This is a genomic window from Pseudomonas sp. NPDC087803 (assembly GCF_044742995.1).
GTDB lineage: Bacteria > Pseudomonadota > Gammaproteobacteria > Pseudomonadales > Pseudomonadaceae > Aquipseudomonas.
Window position 1 is genome coordinate 15,024 of sequence record NZ_JBIUVO010000034.1, and the last position, 21,643, is coordinate 36,666.

Genomic DNA, 21,643 nt, shown 5'->3' on the forward strand with positions numbered 1-21,643 from the left:
TTTTAGCCCTTCGCGCCTAAGTACCATCGGATATAACGCTTTTGGCTCGCAGCCGGAAATATTTTAAAAACAGGCCTTTACGTCGCGAATATGACACTACACTTCAACTCAAGCGGCTTGATCCGCTTTCGGCGAGCCTGAGTCGATCCACCGCTGCCAAGGCCCCTTCAGGTTTCGCCGCCCAATTACAAGAATCGAGGGCATTATGGGTATCGCTGCCAGCGAACTGTGTCGCTACGTGATCCGTCCCACACTGATCTACCTGGGACGTCACTGCGCAACCGCCGAATCCCTGCTGCTGGGGATCGCCGCCAGCCAGTCCGCCCTCGGCTCAGCCCTGCATGACCGCCGTGGCCACGGCCTCTACCGGATTGCCGAGCACCGCCACCAGGCCCTGTGGGATCACTATCTGGCGCTCGATCCGGAGCGTGCCAGCCTGGTGCGCGGCCTCGCCAGCCAGCATGCCTTTCTCAGCGGCCCGCACCTGGAATTAACCGTCAACCTGCGTTACGCCACCGCCATCGCCTGGCTGCTGGTAGAAGAACAACACCCCACCCTCCCCGACCCCGACGATCTGTTAGGCATGGCGCGTATCTGGCGTCAGACTTTCCAGCCTCAGGGACGTCTGCGCGACTTCACGTACGCCTGGCAAACCTGTGTTTCACCGGTGAATCAGGTCGCTTGTTGACCAGACGGTTTTACAAGATCGCTCAACAGGCCGCGAATCTGGTCGGATTGTCCTACAAAACCGCTCTAACTCAAGCCATAGGGACTATAGCGCTGGGACGAAAATGTTGGTAATTTTCGCCCCGGTGATCACCAGGAGTTCTAATAATGAAAAAAGTAATGCTCAAAACCACCCTTAGCCTCGCCGTTACCATGGCATCCACCCAGATCTTCGCAGCTGGCTTTGCCATCAACGAACACAGCATCAGCGGGATGGGCACTGGTTACGCTGGGCGATCCTCTTCTGCCGACGACGCAAGCACTGTTTATGGCAACCCTGCCGGCATGTCGCGCATCACGCGCGAACAAGTCACTGGCGGTGTTGCATTCCTCGATGCCAAGACCGATATCAGCGACGCCAGCTCCAGCCCCAACGGCGGCAGCAACAAAGGCGACATGGTGCCCTTCACCTCCGTACCTATGGGCTTCTACGTCAAACCGATTGATGATCACTGGGCATTCGGCCTCGGCGTATATGTGCCGTTCGGCCTGATTACCGACTACGAAAAAGGCTTTGCCGGCCGTTACTTCGGCAGCAAGTCCGAAGTACAAGTCATCACCTTCCAGCCGACTGTCAGCTACAAGTTCAACGACGTGGTGTCGATCGGTTTCGGTCCGACCATCAACCGCATCGACGGCACGCTGGAATCCAACCTGTCGATTACCCAGGCTGCGCCGGACGGCAAGGTCAAGATCAAGGGTGACGATACCGCGCTGGGCTACAACATCGGCGTACTGGTTCAGGCCACCGACACAACCCGTCTGGGCCTGACCTATCACTCGAAAGTCGACTACAAGCTCGAAGGCAACACCAAGGTCAACTACGGTGTGCTGGGCGCAGTCGGCCTGGGCGCCGAGCAGAAGTACGACGCTTCGCTGAAGATCACTACACCTGAGTCCGTGGACTTCTCGGTTACTCAGGCGATCAACGACCGCTGGAACGTCTATGCCGGTTCGACCTGGACCCGCTGGAGCCAGCTGAAGAAGATCACCGTTGAAAACTCCGGCGTCCAGCCTCTGCTGGCCGGTCAGTTCGGCGAGATCACCGAAGACCAGAACTGGCACGACTCCTGGGCTTACGCCGTGGGTACTTCGTACCAGCTGAACAAGGAATGGGTACTGCGTACCGGCCTGACCTTCGACCAGTCGCCGACCAACAACGTCGACCGTTCGCCACGTATCCCTACCGGCGACCGTACGATCTTCAGCATCGGTGCTGGCTGGAGCCCGACCGAAGACCTGACCATCGACGTGGCTTACTCGTACCTGAAGGAAGAGTCGGTCAAGATCCACAACGAAAACGATCGTGGCCAGACCTACGACGCCAAGTATGAAAACTCGGCAAACGGTTTCGGTGTCGGCGCGACCTACCGCTTCTGATGCTGCACGGCGAGGCTAATCCCTCGCCCATTGAAAAGCCCCGCTCTCTCTACAGAAAGCGGGGCTTTTTTGTGCCTGTTCAAACACCACAATCAAATGTGGGAGCGGGCTTGCTCGCGAATGCGGTCTGACATACAGAACAAGTGCTGAATGATCCGCAGCCTTCGCGAGCAAGCCCGCTCCCACAAAAAGCGCGTGTTATGGGTTGACGGGTTTTGAGGCGATAGCCTTCTCTACCGCCGCAATGAACTCCGGATCATCGGGCTTGGTCAGGCTGGAGAAATTCGCGATCACCTTGCCCTGCCGATCAATCACGTACTTGTAGAAATTCCACTTCGGCGCGCTGCTCTGCTCGGCCAGCACCTTGAACAAGTGGGTAGCATCGTCGCCACGGACTTTCTGCGGCTCGGTCATGGTGAAAGTCACGCCGTAGTTGGCGTAGCAGACCTTGGCGGTCTCGGCGCTGTCCTTGGACTCCTGCTTGAAGTCATTGGACGGCACGCCGAGCATTTCCAGGCCTTGCGCCTTGTAGTGCTGATTGAGCGCTTCGAGCCCTTCGAATTGCGGGGCGAAGCCACAGAAACTGGCGGTATTGACCACCACCAGCGGTTTGCCGGCGTAGCGCTGGCACAGGTCGACGGATTCCTTGGCGCGCAACTTCGGCAGCGAACCTTGCAGCGCCTCCGGACAATCAGCCGCCTGGGCCAGTCCGGTCAACGCCATCAGCAACGCGGGTACAGTACACCAGCGCATGAGCATGTCGGGGCATCCTTGAGCAGTCATCAGACCCCGACGTTACTCGCCATCAAAGCCTACAAGCAAGCGCCCATGCCCAACTGCATCAGCGCCAGACCGCCCTGATGCCAGCCCCACCACACCAGCGCCAGCAACAGCGCGCCGAGTGCGCTGAAGGCGATTCGTGGCCAGGAACGCTTCATGCGGCACCGACAGCCGGTTGCAGACGCGCCACCGGCCGCTCGCGCACCGGCCAGTTCAGCGCGGCCGCGAGCAGGCTCAAGAGAATCGCCACTTGCCAGATCAAGTCATAACTCCCGGTACGGTCATACACCACCCCACCCAGCCAGCCGCCGAGGAACGAGCCGAGCTGATGGAACAGGAACACGATACCGCCGAGCATGGACAGGTTACGTACGCCAAACAAGGTCGCCACCGTACCGTTGGTCAATGGCACCGTCGACAGCCACAGGAAGCCCATGGCCATGCCGAACAGGTACGCCGAGGTCGTCGTCACCGGCAGCCACAGGAACAGCACGATCACCACCGCCCGCAACAGGTACAACGCCGTCAGCAAGCGCGGTTTGGACATGCGCCCGCCAAGCCAGCCGGCGGTGTAAGTGCCGAAGATGTTGAACAGACCGATCAGCGCCAGCACCGTGGTGCCGACGGTCGCCGGCAGATGCTGATCGACCAGATAGGCCGGCAGATGCACCCCGATGAACACCACCTGAAAGCCGCAGACGAAAAAGCCGAACGCCAACAACCAGAACCCCGAGTGCGAGCAGGCTTCGCGCAATGCTTCGGACAAGCTCTGCTCATGCCCCAGCACCGGCAGCGGCTTGTCCTTGAGCATGCTCACCAGCGGCACGATCAGCGCCACCAGCAGGCCAAGCACCAGCAGCGCCGCCGACCAGCCGAGCCAGCCAATCAAGCCCAGCGTGCCTGGCAACATCGCGAATTGGCCGAACGAACCGGCGGCACTGGCGATGCCCATACCCATGCTGCGTTTTTCCGGCGGCACGGCACGCCCGACCACGCCGAGAATCACCGAGAACGAGGTGCCGGAGAGGCCGATACCGATCAACAGACCCGCACTCAGCGACAGGGTCAGCGCCGAATCGGACAAGCCCATGCACACCAGACCCACGGCATACAGCACGCCGCCGACCAGCACCACTTTCGCCGCACCGAAGCGGTCAGCCAGCGCGCCGGTGAACGGCTGTGCCAGGCCCCAGATCAGGTTCTGCAGGGCGATGGCGAAGGCAAACACTTCGCGCCCCCAGCCGAACTGCGCACTCATCGGCGACAGGAACAGACCGAAGCCGTGCCGCACGCCCAATGACAACGCCAGAATCAGCGCACTTCCCAGCAACACCCAACCGCACGTACGCCACATTGATGTCATTGTTATTCTCCGTTCGCGGGTATATACCCGCTTAAAACCGGAAAAACCGGCCTCAGGCCAGTTCGTCCAACAGTCGCAGCAAGGTTTCACGCTTCTCGGCGCCCAGGCGATCAATCAATCGCTGTTGCGCCGCTTCCCAGGCCGGCAGGGCCGCCGCGAGACGCTGTGCACCGGTTTCGGTGAGCCGGACGATGCGGTTACGCATGTCCTCGCCCTCGGCCAGCGCCACCAGGCCCTCACCTTCGAGCACCCGCAGATTGCGCCCCAGAGTGCTGCGATCAAGGCCCATGGCTTCGGCCAGTTCCGAGATGCTCGGTTGATCCAGACGCTGCAGGTTGCACAGCAAAGAATACTGGGCAACATTGATCCCGAAGCCGTCGAGAGCGCCGTCGTAATGCCTGCTGACGCCACGAGCGGCGCGACGCAGGTTGGTGCACAAACACTGAGAAGGAAGCATGATGCGTGTATATACCCGCGACTATGTTAAATCAAGTTACATGTGTTTTTTCAGTAGTAGTGCCGGTGCTGGACAGACCGCTATCGCGAGTAGGCTCGCTCCCACAAATTGACCGCATTCCCCTGTAGGAGTGAGCCTGCTCGCGATGAAGCCAGAACAGGCAACACAAATATCTCAGACCAACACCACTCCAACCAGCACCGCCATCTCCAGCAACTCCAGCAACGCCCCCGCCGTATCGCCCGTAGTCCCGCCCAACCGCCGCATCATCACGTGCCGCAGCCAGACAAACCCAACGAACGCGACAACCAGCGCAACGATCGCTTTCACCCCGGCTATCAGCAAGCAGGCCAGCGCACTTACCCCTAGCACCCACCAACCGGCCCGGCGCGGCAAATGATCAGCCAACGCTTGCCCCAACCCTCCCGCCCGCACATATGGCGTGGTCAGAAACAGCCCCAGCAACGCCGCACGCCCGAGCAGCGGCACAATGAGCAACATCAGCGCCTGCCCCTGCTCGATCAGCGCCAGCAACGCGCAGAACTTCAGCAGCAACACCAACACCAGCGTCACCACCGCAATCGGCCCGCTGCGCGGATCCTTCATGATTGTCAGCGTGCGTTCGCGATCACCGAAGCCACCGAGCCAGGCGTCGGCGCTGTCAGCCAAACCATCGAGGTGCAGCGCCCCGCTGAGCAGCACCCACAGCGTCAGCAACAGCGCCGCATGCAGCAGCAATGGCGCGCCGCTCAATGCCAGGTTCAACACCCAGAGGATCACCCCGAAGAGCAGCCCCACCAGCGGATAAAACAACAGCGAACGCCCGAGCTGTTGCGGCTGCGGCATCCCCGGCAGACGAATCGGCAGGCTGCTGAGAAATTGCAGGGCGATCCACAGTGGCAGCATCTCAGTGACCTTCCTTCAGTGCGCCATCGGCTTCGACGCTGAGCGCGAACAGCGCAGCATGCGCGACTTCGACATTGAGCAACTGCTCTCGCGGCAAACCACGCGCCTGCGCCAGCAGCAGGCGCATCACGCCGCCATGACTGATCAGCAACACGCGTTCGCCGGCATAGGCCTGATGCAACCGCGCCACCGCCCCCAGCACACGCTCAGCAAACTTACTGACTGGCTCACCCTGCGGCGGCGTGAACGCATACGGATCGGCCCAGAACAGCCCCAGCGCCTCGGCATCGGTCTCCATCAGCGCCGCCGCGCTCTGCCCTTCCCAGGCACCGAAATGCAGTTCTTGCAGATCCTTGTCCAAATGAACCGGCAGATTCAGTTGCTCGCCCAGTTCGGCGGCAAACCGTGCACAACGCTGCAGCGGCGAACTGACCAACCGATCCCACGGCCCGCCCGCCACCACGGCGGCACGCATCTGCGCCCAGCCCTTTTCGGTGAGCGCATCATCGAGGCTGCCGCGCAAACCGCCGCCCAGTTCAGTCTCGCCGTGGCGTAGCAGGTCTAGGCGCAGCGTCATGCCGGACGATCCGCCACCGCGGCTTCGGCGAACGTCGCCATCTGCCCGTGCAGGTCGCAGGCCAGACGCAACAACGGCACGGCCAACGCCGCCCCGCTACCCTCGCCCAGACGCAAGCCAAGCTCCAGCAGCGGTTCGGCGTTGAGGGTTTCCAGCACGTGACGATGGCCCGGCTCGGCGCCACGATGGCCGAACAGCAGCCATTCGCGGCAAGCCGGATTCAGCCGCACCGCCACCAACGCGGCGACCGTGCAGATAAAGCCGTCGACCAGCACCGCAACGCCTTCCTGCGCACAGGCCAGGTACGCGCCGACCAATGCGGCGATTTCAAAACCGCCGAGGTTGAACAGGGTTTGCAGCGCATCGCCACGTTGCGCCGCGTGCAGCGCCAGTGCGCGCTCGATCACTTGCGCTTTATGGCTGACGCCTTCGGCATTCAATCCGGTGCCGGGACCGGTCAGGTGCGCCACCGGGCAGTCGAGCAAAGCGCAGGCCAGCGCGCTGGCGGCAGTGGTGTTGCCGATGCCCATTTCGCCGCCGATGAACAACTGCGCGCCGGCCGCTTTCGCTCGCAGCACGCTGTCACGACCGGCCTGCAAGGCGAGTTCGCCCTGCGCCCGGGTCATCGCCGCGCCTTTGACGAAATTCGCCGTGCCCGGGCCGATGTGCAGATGGCGCACGCCCGGCAGATTCAACGACGGTGTCACGGTGCCCAGATCGACCACTTCCAGTTGCGCATCGAGCTGGCGCGCCAGCACGCTGATCGCCGCACCGCCACTGACGAAGTTGAGCAACATCTGCCCGGTGACTTCCTGCGGGAACGCCGAAACGCCTTCCGCGACCACGCCATGATCACCGGCAAAAATCGCGATCCAGACTTGGTCGAGCGTCGGCTTGATCTGCCCCTGCAATCCGGCGAGTTGCACCGCCACGCTTTCGAGGCGACCGAGGGAGCCGGCCGGTTTGGTCAGTTGTTGTTGGCGCGCCGCCGCTTGTTCAACGATCTCGGCATTCACCGATTGGCACGGGTTCAACCACCACGCTTGAGTCATAACGCAGGTCCTTTCAGGGTCAGGGGCAGGCCGGCGACGGTCAGGACGACTCGCTGACAACGCTCGGCCAGAGCTTGATGCAGCCAACCGGCTTCATCGACGTAGCGGCGAGTCAATTCGCCCAGCGGCACGACACCCATTCCGGTCTCGTTGCTGACAAAAATGATTTCCCCCGGCAATGACGCCAGGCAGTCCAGCAGGGCTTCGCGCTCGACGGCGAGCCGCGCGGCGTCATCGAGCATCAGCAGATTGGTCAGCCACAGGGTCAGGCAATCCACCAACAGGCAACGCTCGGCGCTGGCGTTTTCACGCAGGACGCGGGCCAGCTCCAGCGGTTCTTCGATCAGCGCCCATTCGGCCGGACGCCGGGCGCGGTGATGGGCGACCCGTTCGTTCATCTCGCCATCCAGCGGCTGGCTGGTGGCGATGTAAGTGACGGCCAGATGGCTGGCGCTGGCGAGTTTTTCCGCCAGGCGACTTTTGCCGGAGCGGGCGCCGCCGAGGATCAGTTGGAGCATTTTTTTATCCAGAAAAGGTTTAGTGAGATCACCGGCCTCATCGCGGGCAAGCCCGCTCCCACAGGGTTCAGCTGTGTTCACAAAATATGTATCCGACATCGAATCCTGTGGGAGCTGGCTTGCCAGCGATGGGGCCTGGACAGGCCGCTCAAATCCCGCAGAGTTCACGCAACAACGAAGTATCCAGATGCTTCTCCACCAGATCCGCCAGTCGCTCGATATCGCGCTCGCGCAAGCCGTGGTAATCCACCTCCTGCACATCGCTCAACCCCGCCCAGCGCAGCATCGCGGCGCTGGCTTGCGGCGATTCGAACAAGCCGTGCAGATAGGTGCCGAACACCTGCCCGTCGAGACTCTGCGCGCCATCGCAACGGCCGTCATCCAGATGCACCGCCGCATTCTCCAGCGCCGGCCCTACCGTCACGCCCGCATGGATTTCATAGCCACTGACCGCGGCGTTTTCCAGCGCCAGACGTCCGCGCACATTGCACAATTGCTTCTCGGCTTCCAGCGTGGTTTCGAACGCCAGCAAACCGAGGCCGGCACTGGAACCCGGAGCGCCTTCCAGCCCCAGCGGATCGTGCACCTGCTCACCGAGCATTTGCAGACCGCCGCAGATTCCCAGCAACTTGCCGCCATAGCGCAGGTGCCGATTGATCGCCGTGTCCCAGCCATTGGCACGCAGATACGCGAGGTCGCTGCGCACGCTTTTCGAGCCGGGCAGGATGATCAGGTCGGCGCCAGGAATCGCCTGCCCCGGGCCGATGAATTGCAGATCGACCTGCGGATGCAAACGCAGCGGATCAAAATCAGTGTGATTGCTGATGCGCGGCAGCACCGGCACCATCACTTTCAGCACCTGCTCGGCCTTGTCGGTCTGGCGCTGGTCGATGCCGTCCTCGGCCTCCAGATGCAGGTCCATCACGTACGGCAACACGCCGACCACCGGTTTGCCGGTGCGCTGTTGCAGCCAGTCGAGGCCCGGTTGCAGCAAGGCGATGTCACCGCGAAAACGGTTGATGATGAAGCCCTTGACCCGCGCCTGCTCACTCGGCGACAGCAACTCCAGCGTGCCGACCAGATGCGCGAAAACGCCGCCGCGATTGATGTCGGCAATCAGCAGCACCGGACAATCTACCGCTTCGGCAAAGCCCATGTTGGCGATGTCACCGGCACGCAGATTGATCTCGGCCGGCGAGCCGGCGCCTTCGACCATTACCAGCGGATACGCCGCGCTGAGCCGTTGGTGCGAAGCCAGTACCGCTTGCATGGCGATGGCTTTGTAGTCGTGATAGGCCACCGCGTTCATGCTGGTGACCGCGCGGCCATGGATGATCACCTGCGCGCCGGTGTCGCTGTTGGGCTTGAGCAGCACCGGGTTCATGTCGGTGTGCGGTTCGAGATGCGCGGCTTGCGCCTGCACCGCCTGCGCCCGGCCGATCTCGCCGCCGTCGGCGGTCACCGCGCTGTTGAGCGCCATGTTCTGCGGTTTGAACGGCACCACCGCCACGCCCTGACGGGTGGCCCAGCGGCACAGCGCCGTCACCAGCGTGCTTTTACCGGCGTCGGACGTGGTGCCTTGCACCATCAGCGTGGTCATTTCGATTCCTTGGCAAAGGCTTGCAGCGCCTGTTCGAGACGCGCTTCTTCAGCGGCGTTGGCGGGCAGACCGAAACGCAGACTGCTGTTGTGAACGAAGATGCGCAGGAGGATTCCGCGTCGGGCCATGAACTCGTGCAGCGCCGCCGCGTGCTCGGTGATCAGCCACTGAAATAACGCGCAACCGCCGTGGGGTTTGAAGCCGTAGCGCTCCAGCAGCAGCGCCAGACGTTCACTGGCCTCATCGCTGCGAATGCGTTGCCGGGTGTGCGCTTCGGTGTCTTGCAGACAGGCCTGACCAAGTACCCGTGTCGGCCCGCTGACCGCCCATGGCCCCACCTGCTCCGCGAGCAATCTGAGCAACTTGCGCTCAGCCAATACAAAGCCCAGACGCACCCCGGCCAGACCGAAAAACTTGCCGAACGAACGCAACACAATCAGGCCGACTTGATGGGTATGCGATGCCAGACTCAGCTGCGGCGTGTTGTCCATGAACGCTTCATCGACCACCAGCCAGCCGCCTCGCTGAGCCAGCCGCGCGTGCCAGTCGAGCAGCCGCGCCGGGGTCAGGCTCAGGCCGGTGGGGTTGTTCGGATTAACCACCACCAGCACGTCGAGGCTGTCGAGAAAGAACTCGACTTCCTGCTCCAGCACTTCGCGCACGATGTAACCACTGCGCCGCCAGGCTTCGGCGTGCTCGGCATAACACGGCGACAACACACCGACCTTGCCAGCGCGGCGCAGACGCGGCAGCAACTGGATCGCCATTTGCGAACCGGCCACCGGCAGCACCTGCGGGGCGCCGTAGTAATCGCACGCGGCCTGCTCCAGCCCGTCGTCGGTTTCCGGCAAGCGTGCCCAGGCGCGCAACGGAATTTCCGGCAGCGCAAACGGCCACGGCGCGAGGCCGCTGGACAAGTCGAGCCAGTCAGCCTCGGCAATTCCGTAATCGAGTGCAGCCTTGCGCAGCCGGCCACCGTGCTCAAGCATAGAATTCAGCCCCCACGCAGAGAATCAGCAGCCATAACCATACCCCGCGCTGGACCAATTGCCAGCCGCGATCAATCGAATCGGCATCCGCCGGCGGACCTTCGCCCAGTTGTGGACGCTCATGCAGTTCGCCGTGATAGATCGCCGGCCCGCCCAGTTCGACGCCCAACGCACCGGCGCCGGCCGCCATCACCGGACCGGCGTTAGGGCTGTCCCATTGCGGCCCCTGATTGCGCCAGCACTTCCAGGCGAGCCGGGTGTTGCCCAGCAGCGCGTAGGTCAGCGCCACCAGCCGGGCCGGAATGTAGTTGAGCACGTCGTCGATTTTTGCCGCGCACCAGCCGAAGCGCTCGAAGCGTTCGTTGCGATAGCCCCACATCGCGTCGAGCGTATTGCTCAGGCGATAGAGGACCACGCCCGGCGCACCGGCCACGACAAACCAGAACAGCGCGGCGAACACCGCGTCACTGCCGTTTTCCAGCACCGATTCGGTGGCGGCACGGGCGACGGCGGTGCTGTCCAGTTCGCTGGTCTGGCGACTGACCAGATAGCCGACACGCTTGCGCGCTTCTTCCAAATCATCCGCGCGCAAGGCGGCGGCTACCGGCGCGACATGCTCACCGAGGCTGCGCATGCCGAGGGCGCAATACAGCGCCAGAATCTCGACGATCCAGCCCACGTACGGTGCCCAGGAAAACGCGGTGGCGAGCAAGGTCAGCGGCAGCACCGCGATCACCCACGCAGTGACCCCGTGACTGCGCCAGCCACGCCCGCCCGCATTGAAACGGCGCTCGATGCGCCCGGCAAAATTGCCGAACGCCACCAGCGGATGCCAGCGTTTCGGTTCACCCAGCAGCGCATCCAGCGCGACCGCGGCGACACTCAACAACGCCACACTCATTGACTCACTCCCCAATAATTTTCGTACAGCAACTCATTGAGCGGACGCGCCTGCGCCCACCCTTCGAGTACCAGCATCGGCGCCGGATAGAATTCCTTGACCGGCCCCAGGCACAACACTGCCAGCGGCTTGGCCCCGGCCGGCAACTGCAGCAGATCCGCCAGTGCCTGCGGTTCGAACAGCGAGACCCAGCCCATGCCCAGTCCTTCGGCACGGGACGCCAGCCACAGATTCTGGATCGCGCAGGACAGCGAGGCCATGTCCATTTCCGGCAGCGTGCGACGGCCGAAAATGTGTTTTTCGCGATCGTCCATCAGTGCTGCGACCAACACTTCGGCGCAGTCGTTGATGCCTTCGACCTTGAGCTTCATGAACTCATCACTGCGCTCGCCGAGGGCTTCGGCGGTACGCACGCGTTCTTCTTCGACGAGGTGCTGAATCTGCCCGCGCAAGGCGCGGTCGCTGATGCGGATGAAGCGCCATGGCTGCATCAGGCCGACGCTGGGCGCCTGATGCGCGGCTTCGAGCAGGCGGCGCAGCAGCTCCGGTTCGACCGTGCCGCCGGTGAAGTGACGCATGTCGCGGCGTTCGGCGATGGCTTTATAGATCGCTGTGCGCTCGGCCTCGGAATATGCGTTGTCGGTCATGGCCCCATCGCTGGCAAGCCAGCTCCCACAGGGGATCGCGTTTCTTCAGGCATGACACCGGCCACTGTGGGAGCTGGCTTGCCAGCGATGGCGGTCTTGAGATCTGGCGCAAACAATGCGGCAATCGCCGTCGGATTCGACGGAAAGTAAAAATGCACATACGACGCCGTCATCCGCCCTTGCCGATAAACCGCCTCCGCCCCGCGCCCGCCATTCGGGCTCAGGCCTCGGGCAATCGGTGTCAGCTCGGTGCTGGTCAGGGAATGGTGATAGGTGTGACCGCGCAGCGAGCCCTCTGGCAAATCCACCGCTTGCAGTGCCAGTGCCGCCAGACGTTTTTGCATCACCGCCTCACCGCGCAGCAGCCCGACCAATTCGGCGCGGGCGCCGTCAACGTCGGTCAACGCGTCGAGCAGATAGAGCATCCCGCCGCACTCGGCGAGCAATGGTTTGCCGGCGGCGTGGTGCGCACGGATCGCGTCGAGCATCGGAGTGTTTTGCGCCAGCGCGACATGGTGCAATTCCGGGTAACCACCGGGCAGATACAGACTGTCGGCCTCGGGTAATTGCGTATCGCGGATCGGCGAAAAGAAACTCAACTCGGCGCCCATCGCCCGCAGCAGATCGAGACTGGCGCCATAGGTGAAGGCAAAAGCCTCATCGCGAGCGACGGCGATGCGCACGCCATCGAGCAGCGGTTCAGCAGGGATCATTTCAGGCGCGGCGAATGCCACGGCCGGTGGCAGCGCTACCTGGCAACTGCTGGCCAAGGCTTCGGCGGCGGCGTCGAGGCGCAGGTCGAGGTCATTCAGTTCGCTCGCCTGCACCAGACCGAGATGGCGGCTCGGCAACTCGATCCCGGTTTCCCGGGACAATGCGCCGTACCAGCGCAAACCTTCGGTGAGGCTGCCTTCGAGCAATTGCGCATGACGCAGGGTGCCGACCCGGTTGGCGAGGACGCCGGCAAACGGCAGGTCCGGCTGATAGCGCGCCAGCCCCAACGCCAATGCGCCGAAGGTCTGGGCCATGGCGGTGCCGTCAATCACGCCGAGCACCGGCACACCGAAATGCCGCGCCAGATCGGCGCTCGACGGCGTGCCGTCGAACAGGCCCATCACGCCTTCGATCAGGATCAGATCGGCTTCGGCGGCGGCTTCCCACAACAGACGGCGGCTTTCTTGCTCGCCGACCATCCACATGTCCAGTTGATACACCGGCGCACCGCTGGCGCGCTCGAGAATCATCGGGTCGAGAAAGTCCGGGCCGCACTTGAACACGCGCACCTTGCGCCCCTGATTGCGGTGCAAGCGCGCGAGCGCGGCGGTGACGGTGGTCTTGCCCTGACCGGAGGCCGGCGCGGCGATCAATACCGCCGGGCAGTGACGTGGTTGATTCAAAGTTCGACGCCTTTCTGCGCTTTGATGCCGGCCTGGAAGGCGTGTTTGAGCATGCCCATTTCGGTGACGGTATCGCCCATCTCGATCATTTCCGGCTTCGCCGCGCGACCGGTGACGATCACGTGCTGCATCGGCGGACGCGCCTGCAAGTCACTGAGCACCTGATCCAGATCGAGGTAGCCGTGCTTGAGCGCGATGTTCAGCTCATCCAGCACCACCAGACCGATCGACGGATCGCGCAGCAGCTCGCGGGACACGGCCCACGCGGCTTCGGCTGCGGCGATGTCACGTTGGCGGTCCTGGGTTTCCCAGGTAAAGCCCTCGCCCATCACGTGAAAACGCACTTGCTCGGGGAAGCGGCGGAAGAACAGTTCTTCGCCGGTGCTGTTACGGCCCTTGATGAACTGCACCACGCCGCACTGCATACCGTGGCCCATGGCGCGGGCGAGCATGCCGAACGCCGAGCTGCTTTTGCCTTTGCCATTGCCGGTCAGCACCAGCACCAGGCCGCACTCGTCAGGCGAATTGGCGATGCGTTCGTCGATCACGGCTTTTTTGCGCTGCATACGCGCCAGATGGCGTTCGTCGCGCTCGGGGGAATCGGTCATGGGGGGAGCTCTCCGTTGAGGCTGGATAACGGCGGGCAGGCACAAGAATAGACGGCAAAAAGCCTGGCATCGCCCACCGTGATGCCGCTGGATGGATCAGGCCGGTCTCCGGGCTCATGAGCGGCGAATCGCCTGACTGCGCGCCTTCCCGCGTCGGTCGACACAGTGGCTCAATGCGCAGTTTTCACTCATTTACCGTTGCGGGGGCAGCGCCGGGATCGTGATCGTTCTTCGCCTGAAGACAACCCTCACCGGCTTCCCTGTTTCACTCTGTCGACACGCGTCACAGAGCACCTGAAACAAGCCGCGAAGGTTAGAGGGTTGGGGGTGGAGCGTCAATTAAAGAGGGGGCCGTCGGGCGAATAACTGCCGCCGATCAATTATCTGACGCCAATCTTGTGCCACGCTGAGACAAATGATATCAAAGAGCCATGCTTTTTGACTGAAAAAGCACACCACAACAATAAGGATGATGACGATGCAAGGCATGATCATCAGCAACCCGCGCCTGGAATTCCTGCGCCCGATGCTGGAACGCTGGTTTGACTGTATCGACCGCTACAACTCCATTCGCGGCGACAACGACACCCCTTACTGGCATGACGAGAAAGCCAATCTCGGATTGCTCTCCGCGGCGGCATGGATGGCCGAACTGGTGACCCTCTGCGATACCGCCACCCGCAAGCAGAACGAAGAAGGCGAACGCAATGCCCGCGCCGACCTGTTCATCGCCGGCGCCGAAGACCGCGCCTACCTTCAAGCGACCCAGCGCTGGCCACGGGTCAGCAACCTGAATCTGACCCAGGCCCTGCTGGACATCACCAGCGACGCCAAACGCATCAGTTTTGCCAGCGACCTCAAGCTCGGCTGCCTGTTTGTCGCCCCGCAAAAGGCCCAGCACAGCGCCAGCCCCGAAGAGTTGCAGGACATGGTCGACGACCTGCAAAAGGAACACAGCTGCGCAGTGGCCTGGTATTTCCCCTACGCCTACCGCAAGTTGCACAGCGAAGCGGGCAACTATCACCCGGGCATCGCCGTGCTGTTCAAAGAGGCCCGCGGTTGAGCAGTTGAACCATCGGGTGCGCGCGCTCCTCTATGATTAAGCATGCATTCATAGGGAAGATCAGTAATGCGCAAAACCCAACTCGCTCTCGTCATCGCCCTCGCCGGAGGGCTCGCCGCCTGTGGTGAATCCTCCAGCCTGCAAGTGTCCGACGGCACCGGTCCGTCACCGAAGCTGCCCGAGCCAAACAAAACCCTGATCCCGACGGTGAACATCGCCCCGGCGATCGGCTGGCCTGCGGGCGGCAAACCGACCGCCGCGGCCGGCACGCAAGTCGCAGCATTCGCCGAAGGCCTCGATCACCCGCGCTGGCTTTACGTGCTGCCCAACGGTGACGTGCTGGTGGCGGAAACCAACGCCCCGCCCAAGCCTGACGACAGCAGCGGCATTCGTGGCTGGGTGATGAAGAAAGTCATGGGCAAGGCCGGCGCCGGCGTGCCGAGCCCGAATCGCATCACCCTGCTGCGCGACGCCGACCACGACGGCGTGGCCGAGACCCGCACGGTGTTTCTGCAAAACCTCAATTCGCCGTTCGGCATGACGCTGGTCGGCAATGACCTGTACGTCGCTGACACCGATCGCCTGCTGCGCTTCCACTACGAACCCGGCGCGACCGAGATCAAGACCCAGCCAATCAAAGTCACCGACCTGCCGGGCGGCACGCTGAACCACCACTGGACCAAGAACGTCATCGCCAGCAAGGACGGCAGCAAGCTGTACGTCACCGTCGGCTCGAACAGCAACGTCGGCGAGAATGGTCTGGATAAAGAGGAAGGTCGCGCGGCGATCTGGGAAGTGGACCGGGCTACCGGCAACCACCGGATTTTCGCCTCGGGCATTCGCAACCCCAACGGTCTCGCCTGGGAGCCCACCAGCGGCGCGCTGTGGACAGCGGTCAACGAGCGGGACGAAATCGGCAGCGACCTGGTGCCGGACTACATCACCTCGGTCAAGGACGGCGGCTTCTATGGCTGGCCCTTCAGCTACTACGGTCAACACGTGGATGTGCGCGTGACACCGCAGAATCTGGACCTGGTGGCCAAAGCCATCGCCCCGGACTATGCCGTAGGCCCGCACACCGCCTCGCTGGGCCTGACGTTCGCCGAAGGCAACAGCCTGCCGGCACAGTTCAAGGAAGGCGCATTCGTCGGCCAGCACGGCTCGTGGAACCGCAAACCGCACAGTGGCTATAAAGTGATTTTCGTACCGTTCGCCGCTGGCAAGCCGAACGGAGCACCGGTGGATGTGCTGACCGGTTTCCTCGACAAGGACGAGAACGCTTTGGGCCGCCCGGTAGGCGTGGTGATCGACCAGCAAGGGGGGTTGCTGGTGGCGGATGATGTGGGGAACAAGGTGTGGCGGGTATCGTCCGCCAAGTAACTTGGTCTATCCCAAAACAACTGTAGGAGTGAGCCTGCTCGCGATGACGGTGTCACATTCAACATCAGTGTTGATTGATCAACCGCTATCGCGAGCAGGCTCACTCCTACATTGGATTGTGAGCTATTTGAACTACGGGTTATGCGCCAGATGCTCCGGCTGCAACACCCGCTTGGCACTCAGATACGCCTTCTGCCAGTACGCCTTTGACAGGCTGTCCAGCTTCACCGTACCGCCCGTCGCCGGCGCATGCACGAAGCGCCCTTCCCCGACGTAGATCCCCGCATGACTGACCTGCGAACCGCCATTGGTGGCGAAGAAGATCAGGTCGCCGGTCTGCAAACCCTCTTTGCCGACATTCGGCGCCTGCATCACGATCATCTCGCGGGTAGAGCGCGGCAAGGAGATACCGGCAGCATCGCGGTAGACGAAACCGATCAGGCCGCTGCAATCAAACCCGGAGTCTGGTGTGTTGCCGCCCCAGCGATAAGGCGTGCCGACCAGGCCCAGCGCGCGAAACAGCACGTCTTCGGCAGCAGGCGAAAAAGCTTGGGAGGGCCCGAATACCACCGGGGCGCGCACCACGGGCGCAGGCGGCGGAGTGCGGCTGGCGCAGGCGCTGAGCAGCGCTGCGAAGAAGATCAATGTGAGGCGGGCCGACATTGTCATAAGCAGAACATCCTGATCTGGCTGCGGCTTTCTCTGCCGAATGGACAGAAACAAAACCGCCTGCGCAGCACGCAGGCGGTTTGCCATCAATATAGACACAGGATTCTAGCGGCTACGCGGCAAACTTCAAGTAAGACTTTAACTTCACCTTGTAAAGTCTAAGTCTACTCCCCTGCCGGGAAGCTTTTTTGTCGCCACGGACGTGGCGACAACGGGGAAATTACTTGCGGGCAGTGACCACGGTCGGTGCCATCGCGAGGGCGCGCTTGGCTTCGATGAAGGTCTTGCTCCAGTAGCTGTCACCCAGGCTGTCGATGCGAACACCGCCGCTGCGACGACTGCTGGAGTGGATGAACTGGTTGTCACCCAGGTAGATCCCGGCGTGACTCACGCGACCGCGACGACCATTGGTGGCGAAGAACAGCAGATCGCCTGGCTCGAGGTTGCTGCGCGAGACCAGCGGGGCATCCACGTTGATCATTTCGCGGGTGGAGCGCGGCAGATTCATGCCGGCTTCTTCGCGGAACAGGTAACCGATGAAACCACTGCAGTCGAAGCCGGCTTCAGAGGTACCGCCAAAACGGTAACGGGTACCGATCAGGGACATGCCGCGTTCAAGAATACTGTCGGCCAGAACCGGGAGCTCGTACGGCTTCTTGTTGAAGTCCGAGAGTTCTTTTTCGGTGTCCAGCTCTTCCTGATAAATAACGGAAGACTGGGCAGTGGCGGAATTTTTAACCTGTTGAGACTGCTCTTGAACTGGAGAATGAGCAGCGCAACCGAACAACAGGGTGACGAGTGCGAGAGGCACGAGGGGTGCGAAGCGATTTAGCATGGGCACGACCGTGGCTGAAGTTGTAAAGAAGCCGAGACTATGCCCGCTATCGGCCTCATTTGCAAATTCAATCGATCTTTTTGTGACTTCCCGGTTTCTCGTTTACATCTAAGCGCTTAAGCCCATTTCATTCGATACGCGGTCTGCACAGGGTGCGGAAACGCGGATTTTCTGGCGCCTGAAATATGTCGAAACGCGCTGAAAGCCGCGTATTTCAAGGGCTGGTTACCAACCAAGGGTTTCTTTCAGGAACGGAATCGTCAGCTTGCGTTGCGCCTGCAACGAGGCCTGATCCAGCTGTTCGAGCAGGTCGAACAATGCACTCATGCTGCGGGTGCCACGGGTCAGAATAAAATGTCCGACTTCATCGGTCAGGTGCAGACCGCGACGTGAAGCGCGCAATTGCAACGCACGCAATTTGTCTTCATCGGAGAGTGGGCGCATCTGGAAGATCAGCGCCAGGGTCAGGCGCGATTTCAGGTCGGCCAGCTTCACTGGTAATTCGCGTGGCGAGGTTGAAGCGGCAATCAGCAGGCGGCGACCGCTGTCACGCAGACGATTGAACAGATGAAACATCGCCTCTTCCCAGTCCGCCTTGCCGGCAATCACCTGCAAGTCATCCAGGCAGACCAGTTCGTACTGTTCAAGGTTGTCGAGGATTTCGATGCCGCGATCCATCAACTCGGCCAGCGGCAGGTACACCGCCGGTTCACCCATCTGCTCGAAACGCAGGCAAGCCGCCTGCAACAGATGTGTACGCCCTACCCCATGCTTGCCCCACAGGTAGATCAGGCTTTCGGTCCAGCCGGCGTCGGCTTCGCATAGGCGCTCGACATAGCCGAGTGCAGCGGCATTGGCGCCTGGGTAGTAGTTGATGAAGGTGGCGTCGTCACGCAGACGCACACCTAGGGGCAGCTGAATCGGTTTCATGCTGACTGAACAGTTCTCAAGGAACCGTTAGTGGCCTCTGTGTAAAGTTTGCGAAGTTTATACCCGTGAAGCTGAGCGCACAATGCGACAGACCCCAAGCAAAATCAAAGGTTTGCGTTAACAGGCTGGTTTTATGGCAGTTTCTCTGGCGCGGTATCTAGCGAACCCCGCGCAAAACATGGGCCAACCCGGCGCGAGGCCGGGCCGCCCGTGACCGGATTACAACTCAGGTTCATCGGTCCCGCTGTAGATATCCGAGTCCTTGTACAAATCGTGCACGTGACGCACCAGCACCATGATCACCGCCGCCACCGGCAGTGCCAGCAGGACGCCGGTAAAGCCGAACAGCTCGCCACCGGCCAGGATCGCAAAGATCACCGCCACCGGATGCAGGCCGATCCGGTCGCCCACCAGCAGCGGCGTCAGCACCATGCCTTCCAGGGCCTGGCCGACCATGAACACCGCAACGATCCCGATCATCGGATACAGATCGCCACCGAACTGGAACAGCCCGGCAATCAACGCCGCGCCAATGCCGATTACAAAGCCCATGTACGGCACGATTGCCGCGAGGCCGGCGATCAGGCCGATCAACAGGCCCAATTCCAGACCGACGATCATCAGGCCCGCCGCATAAATCACGCCCAGCGCCAGCATCACCAGCAGTTGCCCGCGCACAAACGCGCCAAGCACCTCGTGGCATTCACCCGCCAGCGAGACGATGGTTTCTTCACGATCACGCGGCAGTAGGCTGCGGATCTTGGCCATCATCACGTCCCAGTCGCGCAGCAGGTAGAAGCTCACCACCGGGATCAACACCAGATTCGCCAGCCAGCCGATCAGCGCCAGACTCGAGGCCGTCGCCTGACTCAGTACCACACCGACGATATCGGTGGTCTGGCCCATGTGTTCGCTGATCGCCGCCTTGACCTTGTCGAACTTCCAGAAGCCATCCGACAACCCCAGCTTCGATTGCGCCCACGGCAACGCGGTGTGCTGCAGCCAGTCGAGCATCTGCGGTGCCAGCTCGTACAAGCGCAGCAACTGCTTGGCGAGCATCGGCACCAGCACCAGCAACAATGTGGTGAAGATCAGGGTGAACAAGGCGAACACCGCGATCACGCCCCAGGTGCGGGACAGGCCCAGCCGCTCCAGGCGATCCACCAGCGGATCGAACAGATACGCCAGCAGCAGCGCCACCAGAAACGGCGTAAGGATCGGATGCAGCAACCAGACAAACGCGCAAAGCAGGACCACCCCACCGAGCCAGAACCAACGCCGCGTATCGGCCATGTATCACTCCTACAGCTTCTATATAAGGAAAGACTTACCAGCGAAACCGCAACGACGGCACCGCCGGTGTCGGAACCGGAGCCGCTACCGGCGCTGCACCTGCAACCGCAGGCTGTTGCGCGACCACCGGAGCTGGCGCTTCGGCCGGCAACTCCTGCAACTTCGCCAGCGACAATTGCGAACGCAACTGATCGGCACTGCCGTTGACCCGATACACAATGCGATCGGCATCGACACTTTGCAGACGCACACCGAACGGCTCGAGTAACCGCAGCAATGTGGCGTAGTGCTCAAGATTCATGCCCTGCACTTCCAGCGTCTGTTGACCGGAAGCGCCAGGTTTGGCGACAAATCGCGGCGCCAAGCGCTCGGCCACCGCCAGCATCACCGCATCGGCCACCGCAGCCTGATCGGCGCCTTGCACGCTTCCGGCCTCTTTCTGATCGCCCAGCCACAGATGCCACTTGGCCTGCCACTGCCCGCCCTCTTCGTGGGCATGCACCGCCAGCAAGGCATCCGCACCGTAGCGCTCCGAAGCGCCGCGCAATGGCGCGGGATCGGTGCCATCGAGCACCGGCGCGGTGGCCACCAGTTGTTCACTCAGATCCGCCAGCGGCAAACGCAGCGGCAAGCCGCGATGCTGAGCCGCAGAACGCAATGGTGCAGCCGCCGCCTGACCGTCGCCGACCAGGCTCGAACCTTCAGTCGAATCGTTCAACCACCAGCTCAGAATCGACGGCCGACTCGCCCCCCACAATGACAGCCCGGCCCGGCGCAGCGCCTGCTCGGTGGTGGCCGGATCGAAATCGACCTTGAGCACCTCCGGCGGCCCGGCATCGAAACCGAACTGACTGATGATCTGCTGCGGGTCCTTGCGAATCGCCGCCAGCCCCGGATTTTGCGGAGCCTTGGGGTCACCGGTCAGGCGCAACACCAGCGTATCGAGCGCCGCCTGTGTGGCGCGATCACGCTCTTCCGGCGCCTGGCTGCTGACCGGCTGACGCACTTGATAAAGACCTTTGAGGTTTTCGGCATGACTCGCCAGGCTGACCAACGACAAACAACCCACAACCCACAATTTACAAAAACGCATGGAAAATTCCCGTCGACAGGAGCGGCTGGAACAGGCCGCGTGAACCGGTTAAGCAAGGCTGTGACAATCTGCCATCGCAAAACATTCACACGGTAGCGGTAAGTTTTTGCACAGTGATAACGATAGACGGTTAATCGGCACACCTTATACAGGCAGCCACCCGGCACAATTGCAAAAAATTTCCACCGATTATGCCCCTGCCCGTCGGCGCGAGGATGGCCGCTGCCCCTCAAGCCTGATAAAATCGCGCGCCTTCACAGACCGGCAACAGCCGGGCACCCCGAAATTCGCGTGAGGCCATCGCCCCCTCGATTTCGATGTTCCCGCTGAACTCGGTCGTTACCCCTGAATCCCCTCCCCTAAAGGCCTGGATCATGAGCAAGCAACCCTCCCTGAGCTACAAGGACGCCGGTGTAGACATCGACGCCGGTGAAGCATTTTTTGAAGTCATCTATTTAGTTGTCTTTTGCAGTTTGATT

24 protein-coding genes and 1 riboswitch are annotated in these 21,643 nt (G+C 62.0%); of the genes, 5 read left to right on the plus strand and 19 right to left on the minus strand.

Translation table 11 applies throughout. The features are described 5' to 3' along the window. Positions 1-205 precede the first annotated feature (205 nt). Both ACIOUG_RS17060 and ACIOUG_RS17065 read left to right on the plus strand, forming a co-directional pair. Entirely contained in the window at positions 206-688 is a 483-nt protein-coding gene (locus ACIOUG_RS17060; protein ID WP_367083905.1) for a hypothetical protein, read from the plus strand. Positions 689-834: 146 nt separating this feature from the next. Further along, positions 835-2,106 (plus strand): OmpP1/FadL family transporter, encoded by a 1,272-nt coding sequence (locus ACIOUG_RS17065; protein WP_401067138.1) that lies wholly within the window; start codon positions 835-837, stop codon positions 2,104-2,106. A 198-nt stretch (positions 2,107-2,304) separates the two neighbouring features. Here ACIOUG_RS17065 and ACIOUG_RS17070 read toward each other — a convergent pair whose 3' ends face one another. The 14 genes from ACIOUG_RS17070 to cobO form a co-directional block, all read right to left on the minus strand. Further along, entirely contained in the window at positions 2,305-2,865 is a 561-nt protein-coding gene (locus ACIOUG_RS17070; RefSeq protein ID WP_401067140.1) for a glutathione peroxidase, read from the minus strand. Positions 2,866-2,918: 53 nt separating this feature from the next. Beyond that, a complete protein-coding gene (locus ACIOUG_RS17075) occupies positions 2,919-3,044 on the minus strand; it encodes a hypothetical protein (RefSeq protein ID WP_401067141.1) in 126 nt (41 codons plus the stop codon). Beyond that, entirely contained in the window at positions 3,041-4,249 is a 1,209-nt protein-coding gene (locus ACIOUG_RS17080; protein WP_401067143.1) for an MFS transporter, read from the minus strand. Before ACIOUG_RS17080 ends, ACIOUG_RS17075 begins: the two co-directional genes overlap by 4 nt. 52 nt (positions 4,250-4,301) lie before the next feature. Further along, positions 4,302-4,706 (minus strand): MarR family winged helix-turn-helix transcriptional regulator, encoded by a 405-nt coding sequence (locus tag ACIOUG_RS17085; RefSeq protein WP_007950413.1) that lies wholly within the window; start codon positions 4,704-4,706, stop codon positions 4,302-4,304. Positions 4,707-4,880: 174 nt separating this feature from the next. Beyond that, entirely contained in the window at positions 4,881-5,612 is a 732-nt protein-coding gene (locus ACIOUG_RS17090) for an adenosylcobinamide-GDP ribazoletransferase (RefSeq protein ID WP_401067145.1), read from the minus strand. Between the two features lies 1 nt (position 5,613). Next, a complete protein-coding gene (gene cobC / locus ACIOUG_RS17095) occupies positions 5,614-6,189 on the minus strand; it encodes an alpha-ribazole phosphatase family protein (protein ID WP_401067146.1) in 576 nt (191 codons plus the stop codon). Continuing rightward, positions 6,186-7,241: a nicotinate-nucleotide--dimethylbenzimidazole phosphoribosyltransferase gene (gene cobT, locus ACIOUG_RS17100; protein WP_401067148.1), complete on the minus strand. Its 1,056-nt coding sequence runs from the start codon at positions 7,239-7,241 to the stop codon at positions 6,186-6,188. The genes cobC and cobT overlap by 4 nt, the downstream gene beginning before the upstream one ends. Next, a complete protein-coding gene (cobU, locus tag ACIOUG_RS17105; RefSeq protein ID WP_401067150.1) occupies positions 7,238-7,759 on the minus strand; it encodes a bifunctional adenosylcobinamide kinase/adenosylcobinamide-phosphate guanylyltransferase in 522 nt (173 codons plus the stop codon). Before cobU ends, cobT begins: the two co-directional genes overlap by 4 nt. Positions 7,760-7,907: 148 nt before the next feature. Beyond that, the gene (locus ACIOUG_RS17110) at positions 7,908-9,359 is read right to left on the minus strand and encodes a cobyric acid synthase (RefSeq protein WP_401067151.1); all 1,452 of its coding nucleotides are present in this window, start codon (positions 9,357-9,359) and stop codon (positions 7,908-7,910) included. Beyond that, entirely contained in the window at positions 9,356-10,348 is a 993-nt protein-coding gene (gene cobD / locus ACIOUG_RS17115) for a threonine-phosphate decarboxylase CobD (protein WP_401067153.1), read from the minus strand. Before cobD ends, ACIOUG_RS17110 begins: the two co-directional genes overlap by 4 nt. Next, entirely contained in the window at positions 10,341-11,249 is a 909-nt protein-coding gene (gene cbiB, locus ACIOUG_RS17120; protein WP_401067155.1) for an adenosylcobinamide-phosphate synthase CbiB, read from the minus strand. Before cbiB ends, cobD begins: the two co-directional genes overlap by 8 nt. Beyond that, a complete protein-coding gene (gene bluB, locus ACIOUG_RS17125; RefSeq protein WP_401067157.1) occupies positions 11,246-11,896 on the minus strand; it encodes a 5,6-dimethylbenzimidazole synthase in 651 nt (216 codons plus the stop codon). The genes cbiB and bluB overlap by 4 nt, the downstream gene beginning before the upstream one ends. Beyond that, on the minus strand, positions 11,893-13,293 hold the full coding sequence (locus tag ACIOUG_RS17130) for a cobyrinate a,c-diamide synthase (protein ID WP_401067159.1): 1,401 nt from the start codon (positions 13,291-13,293) through the stop codon (positions 11,893-11,895). The genes bluB and ACIOUG_RS17130 overlap by 4 nt, the downstream gene beginning before the upstream one ends. Then, on the minus strand, positions 13,290-13,901 hold the full coding sequence (gene cobO / locus ACIOUG_RS17135; RefSeq protein ID WP_003223053.1) for a cob(I)yrinic acid a,c-diamide adenosyltransferase: 612 nt from the start codon (positions 13,899-13,901) through the stop codon (positions 13,290-13,292). Before cobO ends, ACIOUG_RS17130 begins: the two co-directional genes overlap by 4 nt. An 81-nt stretch (positions 13,902-13,982) precedes the next feature. Next, positions 13,983-14,214: riboswitch (cobalamin riboswitch) on the minus strand. Between the two features lie 165 nt (positions 14,215-14,379). On the opposite strand from cobO, the gene ACIOUG_RS17140 reads away from it, so the two are divergent. Next, positions 14,380-14,964 carry a hypothetical protein gene (locus ACIOUG_RS17140; RefSeq protein WP_401067161.1) on the plus strand — a complete coding sequence of 195 codons (585 nt, stop codon included), beginning with the start codon at positions 14,380-14,382 and terminating at the stop codon, positions 14,962-14,964. A 66-nt stretch (positions 14,965-15,030) separates the two neighbouring features. Next, entirely contained in the window at positions 15,031-16,344 is a 1,314-nt protein-coding gene (locus ACIOUG_RS17145; protein ID WP_401067162.1) for a PQQ-dependent sugar dehydrogenase, read from the plus strand. A gap of 132 nt (positions 16,345-16,476) precedes the next feature. Here the strand turns inward: ACIOUG_RS17145 and ACIOUG_RS17150 are convergent, their stop codons facing one another. From ACIOUG_RS17150 to ACIOUG_RS17170, 5 genes are all read right to left on the minus strand, one after another. Continuing rightward, positions 16,477-17,013, minus strand: a complete 537-nt coding sequence (locus tag ACIOUG_RS17150) for a C40 family peptidase (protein ID WP_034156233.1) — start codon at positions 17,011-17,013, stop codon at positions 16,477-16,479. A gap of 220 nt (positions 17,014-17,233) precedes the next feature. Further along, a complete protein-coding gene (locus tag ACIOUG_RS17155) occupies positions 17,234-17,848 on the minus strand; it encodes a C40 family peptidase (protein ID WP_401067164.1) in 615 nt (204 codons plus the stop codon). A gap of 225 nt (positions 17,849-18,073) precedes the next feature. Continuing rightward, positions 18,074-18,778, minus strand: a complete 705-nt coding sequence (gene hda, locus ACIOUG_RS17160) for a DnaA regulatory inactivator Hda (RefSeq protein ID WP_003223042.1) — start codon at positions 18,776-18,778, stop codon at positions 18,074-18,076. Positions 18,779-18,997: 219 nt separating this feature from the next. Then, entirely contained in the window at positions 18,998-20,071 is a 1,074-nt protein-coding gene (locus tag ACIOUG_RS17165; protein ID WP_401067166.1) for an AI-2E family transporter, read from the minus strand. Positions 20,072-20,105: 34 nt separating this feature from the next. Further along, the gene (locus tag ACIOUG_RS17170; RefSeq protein ID WP_401067168.1) at positions 20,106-21,164 is read right to left on the minus strand and encodes a DUF2066 domain-containing protein; all 1,059 of its coding nucleotides are present in this window, start codon (positions 21,162-21,164) and stop codon (positions 20,106-20,108) included. A gap of 374 nt (positions 21,165-21,538) precedes the next feature. Between ACIOUG_RS17170 and ACIOUG_RS17175 the strand changes: the two genes are divergently transcribed. Next, positions 21,539-21,643: hypothetical protein (locus ACIOUG_RS17175; RefSeq protein ID WP_401067191.1), on the plus strand; the 105-nt coding region annotated here is incomplete at its 3' end.